Origin of the sequence: Shewanella violacea DSS12, from assembly GCF_000091325.1 — a bacterium.
Classification (GTDB): Bacteria; Pseudomonadota; Gammaproteobacteria; order Enterobacterales; family Shewanellaceae; genus Shewanella; species Shewanella violacea.
This window is the reverse complement of record NC_014012.1, coordinates 1,918,323-1,932,822: the sequence shown is the minus strand read 5'-3', so window position 1 is coordinate 1,932,822 and position 14,500 is coordinate 1,918,323. Positions and strand designations below refer to the sequence as shown.

The 14,500-nt window shown below is 44.8% G+C and carries 8 protein-coding genes and 2 pseudogenes; 1 reads left to right on the top strand and 9 read right to left on the bottom strand.

What is annotated here, in order from left to right; all coding sequences use genetic code 11:
* Positions 1 to 29 precede the first annotated feature (29 nt).
* From SVI_RS07915 to SVI_RS07895, 5 genes are all read right to left on the bottom strand, one after another.
* Positions 30 to 881 carry a tetratricopeptide repeat protein gene (locus tag SVI_RS07915; protein ID WP_013050970.1) on the bottom strand — a complete coding sequence of 284 codons (852 nt, stop codon included), beginning with the start codon at positions 879 to 881 and terminating at the stop codon, positions 30 to 32.
* A gap of 61 nt (positions 882 to 942) precedes the next feature.
* Entirely contained in the window at positions 943 to 4,365 is a 3,423-nt protein-coding gene (locus tag SVI_RS07910) for a DNRLRE domain-containing protein (protein ID WP_157608669.1), read from the bottom strand.
* A 280-nt stretch (positions 4,366 to 4,645) separates the two neighbouring features.
* Positions 4,646 to 6,439 (bottom strand): amidohydrolase, encoded by a 1,794-nt coding sequence (locus SVI_RS07905; protein ID WP_157608668.1) that lies wholly within the window; start codon positions 6,437 to 6,439, stop codon positions 4,646 to 4,648.
* A gap of 371 nt (positions 6,440 to 6,810) precedes the next feature.
* Positions 6,811 to 8,529, bottom strand: a complete 1,719-nt coding sequence (locus SVI_RS07900; RefSeq protein ID WP_013050967.1) for a sodium:solute symporter family protein — start codon at positions 8,527 to 8,529, stop codon at positions 6,811 to 6,813.
* 41 nt (positions 8,530 to 8,570) lie between these two features.
* Positions 8,571 to 8,837: a DUF4212 domain-containing protein gene (locus tag SVI_RS07895; protein ID WP_013050966.1), complete on the bottom strand. Its 267-nt coding sequence runs from the start codon at positions 8,835 to 8,837 to the stop codon at positions 8,571 to 8,573.
* A 754-nt stretch (positions 8,838 to 9,591) separates the two neighbouring features.
* Here SVI_RS07895 and SVI_RS07890 point away from each other — a divergent pair.
* Positions 9,592 to 11,265 carry an amidohydrolase gene (locus SVI_RS07890; protein ID WP_013050964.1) on the top strand — a complete coding sequence of 558 codons (1,674 nt, stop codon included), beginning with the start codon at positions 9,592 to 9,594 and terminating at the stop codon, positions 11,263 to 11,265.
* A 300-nt stretch (positions 11,266 to 11,565) separates the two neighbouring features.
* Here the strand turns inward: SVI_RS07890 and SVI_RS07885 are convergent.
* From SVI_RS07885 to SVI_RS07875, 4 genes and pseudogenes are all read right to left on the bottom strand, one after another.
* Positions 11,566 to 11,760, bottom strand: a pseudogene (locus tag SVI_RS07885) (oxidoreductase); the annotation flags it as partial.
* A 177-nt stretch (positions 11,761 to 11,937) separates the two neighbouring features.
* Positions 11,938 to 12,135, bottom strand: a pseudogene (locus SVI_RS21415) (oxidoreductase); the annotation flags it as partial.
* A gap of 632 nt (positions 12,136 to 12,767) precedes the next feature.
* A complete protein-coding gene (locus SVI_RS07880; protein WP_013050960.1) occupies positions 12,768 to 13,748 on the bottom strand; it encodes a transposase in 981 nt (326 codons plus the stop codon).
* 46 nt (positions 13,749 to 13,794) lie between these two features.
* Positions 13,795 to 14,313, bottom strand: coding sequence for a tyrosine-type recombinase/integrase (locus SVI_RS07875; protein WP_013050959.1), 519 nt, complete (start codon positions 14,311 to 14,313; stop codon positions 13,795 to 13,797).
* Between the last annotated feature and the right edge of the window lie 187 nt (positions 14,314 to 14,500).

Here is a 14,500-nt window from a genome sequence, read left to right as displayed (position 1 = left end):
TATTCATCTGGGGGAATTTATAAAAGAAATTAATTTAACAGCTTAGCTTCGAGTTGGTTTCTTAAAGCCTCTACTGCCGAGGTTAAACGTCTATGCTCCGGCATGTTATTTATTCTGTTTAGGCCCTTTTTATAGGCTGTTTCGGCATCAAGATATTGTTTCTGCTCTTGATAGATATCTCCTTTCTTAAGTTGCCAACGAGGCAAGCTATTAATGTCACGGGGTAATAGCTCGATAACCCTCAACGCCTCTTTATGCTTACCTTGTGCAAGATAACTGTCGACCAATAAGTCCACTAGACTTACGATAGGACCTAGCCGATTAACACCTTCATTGAGCCCCTCTATGACCAAGCTTTGGCCATCACTTTCTATCTGCCTTGCCATATTCGCACGCTCTATATATTGATCCGGCGTGGGACGCGGTAACAAACTCATGAAAATATCCATCTCATCCATCGCCGCCCTATAATCACTAAGTTCTATATAAGTGCGCGCCAGATTGAGCCTGGCCGACTCATAGCTGGGGTCGAGTTTAATCACCTTAGAGAGTAACCTATAGGCCTCATCTGGCATCCCGGACTGCAGCCTCATTCTCCCCATGTAATACCAGATATCCATACGCAAATTGGCATCATGTGTATTTTCCATGGCACCTTGATAATCTTGCCAGGCTAAATCCCAGTGTTGACTCTCACTATGAAGCTCTCCGCGCTGCAGTAATAGCTGGGCAGTATGAGTCTGAGAGGCTAATTGGCTATTTAAATCAGCAGCTAGCAAGTCGTTTATATGCTGCACTCGAACATCTAGCTGGACATGGGCACACACAAGTGCCGAACAAAACAGGCTGTAACTGAGACATAAGCAAGTTAATATCTTCATCACTCATTTTTCCATCAACTAATTTTCATTACTTAAGTTTTCATCATTAAGGCCTTCATCATTAAGGCACAGTCACAGAGTTTGAGGTCATTACACCGTTGAAACTATCTGAGCCTCGCTCAATATCTGACACGGTAAAAAAGAACATATCGCCGCTCAGGGCCGACTCTTTCGTCAACTTGAGAATTAAGGTTCCAGCTGAGCTTGTTGTACCAGAATCAGCCAGATTTGAGCCATCGGCTAAGGTCCAGTGGCCGCTCACCAAGGCTTGTGATGCATCATTTCCTAAATCATCTTTCACACTGATTTGGGCGATAACATCATAAGTTCGCCCTTTTTTCTTAAGAGACAAAGACACATCATCGGCGGCTAACACTGTGGGGGGAGAGATAATCGTTGTCACCGACACTTCTACTGACCAAGCAGATTCATCTACGCCATCGCTTGCCGAAATGCTGTAGTAATAAGTGGTATCTGGAGTAATTTCGTTGTCTTGATAACTGGTTATAGATGATTGACCTAAGAAGCTATAGCCACTACCTGAGCTTTGCGAGCGGTAGATAAAATAGTGAGTTGCTTGAACCACAGTATTCCAATTAAGTAATATCTGGCTGGCATCGAAACTGCCTGAAAGCTCCGTAGGCGCACTCAGTCCGTCACAAGGATTAGCATCTGAGCCGATACAGTCACTGGTCTCAATGTTGTCAGCTTCTTGATAACCATACCCAGTGAGGCTAACTGAGTTTACCGAGAAGATAAATTGCCCGCTTTGGCTCTTGCTCACGTTACTTGAGCCAAAGCTTGCCTTGCCCCCACTCGTTGTTACGCCTGTCACAGATAAATTAGACAGACCCGACCAAGTGCCCGACACACTGACATTGTTAACTGGTATACCCAAAGCATCTTCCACTAACACGTCCACCCTTGCCCTGAGTTTCTTCTTGTTAACGAATTCTATCGCCAAACCAATGTCTTCCACGTGAAGTGAAGCAGCCACAGCTTGAGTCGTCACATCTAGCCCTATGCTAGGTTCAGACTCATTGTTGGCACCATCAAATGCGATAACCTTATAAATGTAACTTGTCGAAGGAGTTAGACCACTGTCATTAAAACTGGTAATAATCGGTGTCGCTATCATCACATCATCACGGAAAACCTTGTATCCGCTAACGGCTAGATTATCACTCGATGCATCCCAGATAATCGACGCGGTATCTGTACCGAGCGACATCAACAACAAGTTTTCAACTTGAGTGGGTGGCACTGTATCTCCTTCAGGCTCAGGAAGTGAATAAACCAAGGTGAGTTTCGGATGAAAGTTGCTCGATTCTCTGGAATAAAAGTCGGCGCCATCGCTGGACGAAGTATTGGCTATGATAAAACCATGATTACTCGATGAGCCATCGACCCAGGACTCGATAACATCAAGCCCCGCCTCATTTAAATTAACGATGAATAGCCCGGTTGCTGGGCTAATAGAAGCCAGAGACATTGGGGTGCGATCTCCTCCCCCTTGCCCACCGGCAAGCTGCCAAACATTGCCAGCAGAATACTGAGACCAAGTCACTTCGGCTTCACTCCAAGGCACAGAAAGAGCAAAAATATCATAGCCACTGGATGTTGGATTAAACACATCTAAGCTAATCGCTGCCGACTCTATGTTGGCATTAGCTGGGATCAGATCTACATCCCAGCTAATCAGAGTCGACAAGTCTTTACCGTTACCATCATCACCGTCTATATAGAGATTGGTGTTGGCACCATAGTTAGTCGTTATGTTCAGCTCGCTGATATAGGCATCACGAGTACCGCTATAACCAGGTTCTGGGCTAACGCCATCCTGAAACTCTATGGTGATCAAGTTAATATAGGTAAACATCTGCTGAGTATTGGTGACAATAGTGTTGAGAGAGAGGTCTTGAATGCCATTCATGGTCAAGGTGTAGACTTGTGATGCCACCAGCGCCGATGTCGTTAGAGTCACTTGGCGTTTATTGGCACTCAATTGTGCCGATATAACACTTGCCCCCTTATCCAGTTGGTAATGGGAAATATCAGTCGCGCTCCCTTGGGTCAGATTTTCAGAAAAATTCAGTTTCACAGTCATAGAATCTAGCGTCTGAATTGACGTCACTGTTGGCGGTAAGACATCCGGCCCCTTAGTCAGGGTAAACTCATCCTGAATGGCATTTGTATTGTCGATAAAGGTGGCCGTCATCTCATTATCCAAGACCTCTAAAATAACCGAGCCCAGCAGATTGATCGAAGCGTACATGGCAGGATGATTGAGCGCACCTCCAGAAATCTTACCCGAGCTGCCCGCAACCAGATAAACGGCGCCATTATTGGCTTGCTGGATCTGGGCTATTTTTTGATAACTGCCATCTCCCGTTTTATTACCATCACCCGCGTCTAGCTTCATCGCTTCGGTGAAACTAGACGAATGACCATAGTGATTGTCGATAAGGTATGAGCGCTCATAGGAATGGCTGTGTCCGGATAACACAAGATCGACGCCGTATGATTCAAGAATTGGCAGAGCATTTTCCCGCATCTCGATTAAACGGCTCTCTGAGTCTGAATCATGGGAGCCTTTGGTATAAGGCGGATGATGCCAGTAAGCCACTATCCAGGGCTGACTAGTGGCCTCCAAATCGTTAACCAACCAGGTCAACATGGCGCCATTACTGGATCTGTCCGTCTCATATGACTCTAAACAGACAAAGTGGATCTGACCATAATCGAATGAGTAATAGGCCTCGGTGCCCGAAGGTACACCGCCCGCCTCACCATTAGTGGGCAAGGTAAAAATATCATAGTAAGGCCCTTGCTGACTGGCAGAGTCGGCAGTGGCACCATCATGGTTTCCCAAAGTTGACCAGAGCGGAGATTGTTTTAACAATTCAGGATAGATATCGAACACAGCTGCCTGATACTCACTATCAGTACCCGTTGAATAGGCATTATCCCCCAGCATGATCCACAGATCCGTATAGCTGCTGCCAGTGCGGGTCTTATAAGCATCCCGCACGGCTCTGGCATTGCTATTGGCCGTGCCTGAGTCACCGATGATCCACACCCGAGTGAGCCCAGTGTTACCGACACTTGGCGAGGTAAAGAAAAAGTGTGTGCTGTCGCCACCAGTGAGAACGCCGCCTTGATTATCCAGCACCGCATAATAGTAGCGAGTATTGGGCGCTAGGCCACTTAAGGTGACACTGTGATCGGTTTCATCTAGACCTGTAGCATTACCGGCTAAATTACTGAGTTCGGTGCCGAATTTGACAACCGATGGCCCAAGAATATCTGTCCTCCACTTGACCGTCATTGTGTGTTCAGTCCCTAGCTGAAGGTAGGGACCTCGGGTTAGCGTCTCTGCCATCACGCCAGATGTGAGGCTGATAAGCAGTAAGCAGAGGCATACTAGGCCATTAGCGCAATGCCTGTTAGTAAGAGAGGGAGTAAACAAAAATAGGACAAACATACCAGACCACCAAATCTTGCTGACTTGTAGCATTTTACTTTCAGCTATAAACGGCAGCAGTGCTATGAGCAATGTGGTAAGTATATGCCTTAATATCAGGCACTGCCTGAAGTCGCGGGGATTTTAAAACCTGAAACAATCACATGACTAGGGATAAATGAAGCAATAAGACGGGGTTATTTACTGAAGAGTAAAAAGAAAAAAGAGTGAAACCGCAACCGATTTCACTCTTTTTATCACTATTTAGTATTTTTAGAAAAAGTACTAAATATTAGTCCGACTAACGCTTTAGATTAGCAGACTTGTTGACGTGAATTTTACCGTGGAAAACCGTACCTAAGATAACGATATCTTTGATCTTCATAGTATCAATTTTAAGCGGATTAGATTTTAATACAGTAAAGTTAGCAGCCTTACCTTCTTTGATTGATCCAATCTTGGTCTCTAGGTTTAGTGTTCTCGCCGCAGTGATGGTGATCGCCTTCATCGCAGTATATGCATCGATACGTTGATCTTGAGATACCTTGCGATTTTCAGCTGTCACTCGGTTTACCGCAGTCCAGGCTAATGTCAGAGGTTCAACTGGAGCCATGGCAAAATCAGAGTGGAAAGATACAGGAATATCTCTGTCAACTAACTTCTTCACCGAAACCAAAGAATTGGCACGCTCGGCTCCGAGTCCATTCTCGGCATACTTATCCGCTAATGCCCATAAATAGAATGGGTTAACCGAAGCTTCCATGCCCAATCTCTTCATCTCATCGGCTTGTTCATCGGTAAAGTAGCCCATGTGATGTAAAGTGAAGCGGTGATCCTTTCTCGGATATGCCTTCTGATCAAGCTCGTTAAAGTCCATTACCTGCTGAATGCCTAAATCACCATTAGCATGTACATGAATTTTATAATCGTTATTCCAATACATGCTCAACTGCTCTTTAAGCAGATCAAGCGGCGTCATCCACTCACCAGTATGGCCATCAGGATAACCATCTTCCATCTGCATTAACAGTGAGTATATTGCACCATCGGCATACAATTTTACCTGCTTAGGTAGGAACTCAATATTCTCAGTATTGTAGTTAGCGGGCAGAGTTTCCATCACCTCCATCGCCTTCTTATTATCGTTACCAGCCATCAGAAATATCTGAGTACCATTAGGGATCAGATAAACATCATAGGGAGGCTTCTTGTCCATTTCATTCTTCAGTAGCCCATACTCCATCTTGAAGTCTGAACTTGGAAATCCTGGCTCGGCTATGGTAGTGATACCATTCTTCTGAATAAGTTGAGTCATTTTCGCCAAGCCTAATTTATAGGACTCGGGAGCAAGCAAGAAACTACTGATTTTAGGCACTAAGGCTAACCAACCGCCCTCATAGAAGTGACCTTCTTTCCAATTAACCTGAGGATTGCCCTTAAAATCTGATTCCTTGATGCCGAACATCTCAATGGCTTTGTCATTGAGGAAGATCTCATGGAATGAACGATGAATAACCGCAACTGGCTTATCGGGAGATAGCTTATTAAGTATGTCGCGATTCAACTCTCCATGCCATAACTGATGATAACCCCAGACAAAATACATCTTGTCGGCCTTAGCATTGTCTTTGATAGACTGACCAAGACGCTTAATATACGCCTCTGGAGTCTTAACACCTTTTTTCACACCATCTGGAAGCACCCAGTCATGGGGCGCTATGACTTCATTGGGTAACATAATTGCCGCAATTGAAGGATGAAGATGAGGTTCGACGAAGCCTGGCATCAAGGTATTACCCTTAAGATCGTGAAGCTCAGCCTTGCCTTCGAAACGCTTGAAGGCCTCGGCTTTAGTGCCGACGAAAATAATTTTTCCTTCGCGCTCAACCACGGCCTCGGCGTACTCAGGCTTATCACCATTCATGGTCAGTATATCACCGCCGAAGAAGATGGTCTGATGTAGCTCATAAGGTAATGTGACAGCAGTTTGCTGCTCAGTGGCCGCCTGCTGAGTGGCTTTTGGAGATGCATCTTCCTGATTGTTACAGCCGGATATGACCATAACTAAGGCTAATGCCAAAATACTTTTATACATAAGTGTCTTCCCTTACGTTTGGGTAACTTCTGATTTGAGTAAGAATAACGATGCCACTATTGTTGGCAATATCCTTACTCACTATTTGACGACTTGTCTATTTACATAGCATTTGCTTATTAGCTTCCAGGCCGTAACCTTAGGAAAGCAATAACCCAACATAAGCAATAGCTTAAGTAAGGCGGTTCGCATAATAGCACCAGATATAGGTGCTGTAGAGCACCACAACTCAAAATTGAGTGGCCGATCAAAGTTTAGTTTTTGCTAAGTGTAGTCGAGTCTCTATGATTTAAACTTGGGGTAGCAATAAAAAAGAGCGCCTAAGCGCTCTTCTTTATTGATGTGAAAACCAGAATTATATTAACACCTTACTAGTGATCTTGCGCCTCACCTGCCCCCTTAGGGAAACGGATAGACTCAACCATACTGACCACCTCTGCTGGTACTTCTCTTGTTACCTTGCTGACGGCGAAGGCCACGGCGAAGTTAATCATCATACCTAGCATACCTATACCTTCAGGAGATATACCCAGGAACCAATGCTCTGCATTGTTCATCTCAGGATTCATAAACTTGAAGAAGGCGATATAGCCAGCGGTAAATAACAGACCCACAACCATACCTGTGATTGCACCTTCTTTATTCATGGTCTTAGAGAAGATACCCATGATGATTGCAGGGAAGAGTGACGATGCCGCCAGTCCAAAGGCGATGGCCACTACTGCTGCGACAAAACCAGGTGGATTAATGCCGAAGTAACCCGCCATCACAATACCCAGCGCCGCCGCAATACGGGCAAACATCAACTCCTTCTTATCTGAGATATGCGGCATCAGGTTCTTCTTGAGTAAATCATGGGAAACCGATGTGGAGATAACCAACAAGAGACCCGCTGATGTCGAGAGTGCAGCCGCTAAGCCACCCGCAGCCACAAGGGCGATAACCCAAGCGGGTAAGTTAGCAATTTCAGGTGTCGCCAGAACCATGATGTCACGGTCAATCTTCATCTCATTTTCAGCACCCTTGGCATAATATATTTTACCATCTTGGTTCTTATCATCCCAGGTAATGAGACCTGTCTTTTCCCAGTTCTTAATCCACTCGGGAGCCGTTTCATAGGCAACACCGCTAGACTCAGGACCGTTAATGGTTTCAATCATGTTCACACGAGAGAACGCCGCCAGAGCAGGAATAGTAGTGTACATAATGGCGATAAAAACCAGCGCCCAACCCGCAGATACCCGTGCATCTTTCACTCTAGGTACGGTAAAGAAGCGCACTATCACATGGGGCAGACCCGCAGTACCAAACATCAGAGCGCCAGTAATAAAGAACACATCAATCATGCTCTTAGAGCCTTCGGTATATTGCCCAAATCCGAGTTCTGTGGACAATCCATCGAGTTTATCTAACAGATACACCCCAGTGCCATTACCCGCGGCGTCTATAAGCTCAGATCCGAAACCAATTTGAGGAATAATATGACCTGTCATCATCACAGAGATGAAGATAGCCGGCACCATAAAGGCGAAGATAAGTACGCAATATTGCGCAACTTGGGTGTAGGTTATGCCTTTCATACCACCGAGTACGGCGTAGAAGAAGACCACGGCCATGCCTATGTAGACGCCGGTTTCAACTTCCACCTCTAAAAAGCGGGAGAACACCACGCCCACACCGCGCATTTGACCCGCTATATAGGTGAAACAGATGAAGATGGCACACACAACCGCCACGGTACGTGCAGTTTGTGAGTAATAACGGTCACCGATAAAGTCAGGCACGGTAAACTTACCGAACTTTCTCAGGTAAGGGGCCATACACAATGCCAGCAGCACATAACCACCGGTCCAGCCCATCAGATACACTGAGCCGTCATAACCAGTAAATGACACAATACCCGCAAGCGAAATAAATGAGGCTGCCGACATCCAATCTGCCGCCGTTGCCATGCCGTTCATGACAGGGTGAACCCCGCCCCCTGCAACATAAAATTCTTTTGTCGAACCAGCTCTCGCCCAGATCGCAATTCCGATATAAAGGGCGAATGTTGTGCCCACAATCAAATAAGTTAACGTTTGTACGTCCATCTCATGGCTCCTTATCTTGGTCCGGTTATCTCGATCCAGTATTAGTCTTCGTGAACATTGTATTTTTTATCTAATGCATTGGCTTTCGCCACATAGACAAAAATCAACGCCACGAACACATACATGGCACCTTGTTGTGCAAACCAGAATCCCAACTTGAATCCCATGAAATGAATTTCATTTAGTACATCCACCAGTAAAATGCCGCATCCAAAAGATACTGCAGCCCATATAGCTAATAATTTGAGTACTAGGCGTAAATTCTCGCGCCAATATCCCTCTGCCTTGTCTTTGCTTTCAAAACTCATAGCGACTCCCCTGTGCTGATTTCTTATGTAAAGTCACAGTTAATCTATCAAGGCAGAGCACAACAACAATCGCGACCTTAGTCTAACGCTAACGGCAACTAAGTAAGCGACAAATGTTAAAACACTTAGTAAACAAATAGATAAAAGTTTACGCGCACGTAAACCAGGGCTCATTTCAAGGCTAAACCTTAGACTAAGGTAGGAGAGTTTTTGATTGAGAATACTTAAATCAATGAGTAGCACACCGGCTCAAATGAGATACCTAACCAAAATTATTGGCAGTCTGCTTGTTAACTGAATTCTCAACTTTAGTGACTCAGATTCGCTATGGATAAGAGCACTGACTAGAAAGTTTAGTATTCTTCCCTCCCCTTTGAACAGCAATTCACTACGACCACTTTATTGTTTATTTCCTTTATTTCGTGATGCCCGTCTATGTTTATTGGCATCATGCGTAGTACTTTAGTCTCAAGCATACCTATTTATAGGTACAAGACGCTACGGGAAGGGCATATTTATTTGCTCCCTGAGCGGGCCTTGATGATCAACAAGACTGAGACTAAGAAGCAAGACGAAATAGGATCATAGGTTAGCGCCAAAGTTTCGAACAACTTCGACCTCTCATTTAAAACTGGGCTCCGCGGGCGACAATTTGCTTATTAACGTCCGCACCTCTTTCCGTAAAAATTTTGTCACTACTTATCCATATTTCAGAGACTATTGAATCAAGAGTCTCTTTGAACAGAGGTACATCATGCAAACTTTATTTACAGCTAAAAAAGTCTATGCCGTCGACGAACAGTTCATAGTTCACAATGCCATAGTCATCGAAGACGACAAGATTCTAGCCGTTGGCAACTTCGAGCAGCTTTCAACCCAATTCCCTGCTGCCACAGTCAACACAGATTTTGCTGAGCAGTACATCTATCCAGGCTTTATCGAACCTCACCTACATTTCGTTTCAACCGCAGCTATGCTGGGCGGTGTTGTACCACTAAGCTTCACCGAATGGACCGTGGGCGGCAAGGTCTATCCAGGCGTGCGCGATCCTGAGACTTATCGCAACAAATTAATAGAGATCATCGCCCAAGAAGCCGACCGCGAACTACTCGTTGTCTGGGGCCACTACGAGCCACTGCACGGCGAAGTCACCATGGCTATGCTCGACGCTATCTGCCCTAGCCAACCCTTGTGCATCTGGGGTGGATCTATACACAAGGTCACTATGAACAGCGCCTGTGTTGAAAAGTTTAAGGTTAACGAACTTGACGACAAAATGTTCGGTAAGCTAGTCGATGACAAGGACCAATCGACCGGAATTCTCATCGAACAGGCGATGATGTACATCTGTAAGACACAGATGTTCCCTATCATTGCAACTCAAGAGAGTCTTTTTAAAGGGCTAAACGACGTATTGACAATGGGCCGCCGTAAAGGTGTTACCACGGCGATGGACATGGGTATAGGCTTCACCGGTCTAGAGACCGAGCTGGCCATCCTCAACGCCGCAGATAGTATTCCAGGTATGCCACGCTGTCGTAAGGCCTATATGATGAACTTCCAGAGCGCCTATACGTTCAACGACTGCGATCATGACAAGGCCTTTGCCTTCGTCGATGAGCATTACCGCAGCAACCAAAACAACCCTATGGTCATCCCGCTTCGAGCTATCAAATTCTTCGCCGACGGCGCCGTTTCGGATTACGAAATCATGCTGAAAGAACCATTCAAAGACGGTCGTAGTACTGGTCTATTGTACGATTTTGAAGACTGTAATGCCGATACTATGCGTGCCGATATGCAGCGTTACTGGAACAAAGACTACAACATCTGTGTTCACACCCAAGGTAACCTCGCCCACTCTATGATGCTCGACAACATGTTCGCAATGCAGGAAATTAAGCCTGGTCGTGATGGTCAGATGTTTATCCAGCATCTAGGTCTCACCGACAACGATTTTTATGAGCGTATCGACAAAGGTGCTGTTAAACCTTGCGCCTCAGTCACCCCTTACTATAGCTACCACTTCTACACCTCGTGGAAGAAGGAAGATATCCTACCTGATAGCTGCTACCCAATGATGCAGCGTGCCCGCACGGCAATCGATCACGGTATGATGGTCAGCACCAACAGCGATATCCCGCTAATGCCGACTAACCCTATTTTAGCCACATTCATCTTGATGACTCGCCTCAATAAAGAAGGCGATGTGGTACTTGGCGAAGAGGCTATTACCCGGGAGGAAGGCCTACGCGCCATCACTTCTGTATCGGCCAAGCAACACTTGTTGGATGACCGTATTGGTTCACTAGAAGTCGGTAAACTCGCCGATTTCACCGTTCTCGACTTCGACTGGATGGAAGACGATCTTCGCCTACTTGAAGAACTAGACGCCCATGCTGTTTTTGTTGGCGGTCTACCGGCCTAAGTGATATCGCAGCTAACCTAGTCGATATCGATTAAAACATAAAAGGGACGCTTATCGCGTCCCTTTTATCTGTGTAAAACCAAGAAATAATAAAAAATATAACCAAGACATCCATTATAGATATATAACCAAGACATCCATTATTATTCCCCGATTAGATATATAACCAAGACATCCATATAACCAAGACATCCATAATTATTCTCCGTTAGATGGCCTGCCCTTGTTCAAAGTAGAAGTGCCATTAACTATGACTATGCCAGTCTATATTGATTTCCATAAAGTCACGCCGATACTGGCTTACACCTCAAACAATACATCACTGCGGATGATGTATTTAACCCCTTGAGTAATCGCCACTGAGCTATGTATACAGTGCAATGGATGCATACCATGAGGAAAACACAATATGCTACCCGCTGGAGTTCGAACGTCGATATTAGTAACGGGATCACCTGCTTTGGCAGGTTGACTCGTATCTCTAGCATTGACTAGTATAACCAAGACATCCATTATTATTCCCCGATTAGATATATAACCAAGACATCCATATAACCAAGACATCCATAATTATTCTCCGTTAGATGGCCTGCCCTTGTTCAAAGTAGAAGTGCCATTAACTATGACTATGCCAGTCTATATTGATTTCCATAAAGTCACGCCGATACTGGCTTACACCTCAAACAATACATCACTGCGGATGATGTATTTAACCCCTTGAGTAATCGCCACTGAGCTATGTATACAGTGCAATGGATGCATACCATGAGGAAAACACAATATGCTACCCGCTGGAGTTCGAACGTCGATATTGGTAACGGGATCACCTGCTTTGGCAGGTTGACTCATATCCCTGCCATTGACTAGAAAACAATATAACCTATAACCAAGACACCCAATAACCTATAACCAAGACACCCAAAATTATTCCTGTCAGTTCGATTGCTACCGCTAGGCTTTTCAGCCCAGCGTCTTCCGATGCGCTCATTTGTTACCTTAAAAAAAGAAAATAAATGGTCATGAATCCGACGAAAAACGCACCCATAATCCAGAAAATAAGCCATTCAGATTGTAAAAACCTCTTCATTTTTCTACCCTTTTAAGTTATGGGGCTGCTACCCCCTGTGTTAGTGTTTACAGAAATTTAGGCTCTACGCGTGGAATGCTTAAAAATCTGCCACTTCAGGAGCAAAGCGAGTCATACCCGTGGTATCCACGAGTAATCGTTGAAATAGCTTAGCAAGAATATAACCAAGAAAGATATAATCAAGACACCGAAATTATTCTCCGTTAGATGGCCTGTACCTACTACGGCCAGATAAATTCAAAGCTGCATCAACTTTAATATGCAACTAAACCCACTTATTACGCCAAACGATACTCAAATACTCCATCATGAGTGAAATTTTGACTACCCCTTTGAAAATAAAACATCAAAAATCCCAAACAAGGGTTTGGTTATGTATGAAAAGATGACTTTAAATTGGGTATTTGGGTCTTGATTAAGCGCTATCTAGCCATCGATGACAGTTGGCAGCACCTTGCCGGCGCTTGCGCTCAAGATGTTCACAATACGCTGTTAACTCTTGAGTGTTGCCCACTGGCCCTTTGAAAATTTTGGTAAACTCTGTGGTCAGTTTTATCCAGTTTTCTTGTGGAATATTCAGTCTATTTAAAATATTAGCCGATTCTTGGCTCATAGAGCCTCGCTTGTCGGCGCTGACTATTCGTCCAGTATCATCAACAAGTAGCAGATAATCTTTAACACTGAACATGAGCCCTTTGGGCATGCCTTTACTCTCATTACCCATAAATGGCAGCAGTGATGTTGGCTGCTCGCCTTTCATGGCAGCGTGGATGCGTTTTTGAATACTAGTGAAGTCTGAGGTTTCCGGTGTTTTAGCCATCTTGGCGCGGATAGGGTTCAAATCTACATAAGCCATACAGGCAAGTACTGCAGCTTCATCAAGCAGAGCCTGGGACTTAAACCTTCCCTCCCAGAAACGGCCTTTACACTTGTCCTCTGCATTAGCTCTACGAGCGATAGGTTCGTTGAGTGCCCGCATAAACCAAGAGATATCCATCAGCCTTAAGCGGTACTCTTTTACTCGTTTATTGATAATGTTTTGTTGATAGGATTCAAGTGCTTCACCTTTAACAAAGTCGTGATTAAGGCTATCGCCTTTAAACAGCTTTTGCCATTGAGTGACCACTTCTATATCTGACCAATGCTTAGCTAACTCCACATCAATACGTAACACCAGATGTAAATGATTACTCATCACAACGTAAGCACAGATATCAATGGCAAACACAGATGCCAACTCCAGTAGTCGACTTTCAACCCAAGCGCGTCTATGCTCATAGGATTGACCAGTATAATGATCAATTCCACACAAAAAAGCCTTTCTAACACAACGAGATATGCAATGATAGAATAGCGTATCCTCTAAACTGACTAACGCTTTTCTTGGTGTAGGCATAACAATCCCTCCTCAACAACTCTGACTTAAGTTTAGTCAAGGGATCTTAATCAGACAATCTTGGGTGTCTTGGTTGTTCGCCTCGAATATGGACTTGCATCATTTGTGAATCGATATCGCCGACACGCAAAGACACCGCCTCCCCGAGCCGTAATCCCATACTGTAAAGGGTCAAAAAGCAGACTTGATAACGCAGTTGGCGGGTGAGACTAATCACGATAGCGACTTCTGCTGGAGTCAGAATATCGGGCAAGCGCTTCACTTGGGGCGGTTTGACGATGTTGAGCCACTCCCAACTGTGGTTAAGCACGTAACGATAAAAAAACTGTAAGCCATTACGGTCTAACTTCACGGTGCTCCAGGAGTGTGAATCGATTAAAGAAGCAAAATAGCGCTTCAAATCATCGGTTGTGAGATTATCGGGACAGCAGTCAAAGAATGCTGCAATGCGCCTTACAGCACGACTGTATGCGTCGATGGTTGCGGGTCGCTTGCCTTGCAGGGTTAAGTTGGTAAGATGTTGTTCATAAAGAAAATCAAAGCGTTGTTGTTCGGATGTGTTCATGACAATACTCCTAGTATTAATGGCCTAACAAGGCCTGCACTAGTAAGTATTTAGGATGAGAGGATAGAGATGGTTTTATCTTTCTGCCGCATAGCGGCTTCGTTCAACAAGTTACTCAAACGGACGCTAAACAGTTGGCTAGCACTCGTTCCTCGTACATTTTAGCCAACAATTTTAGCCCCTTATT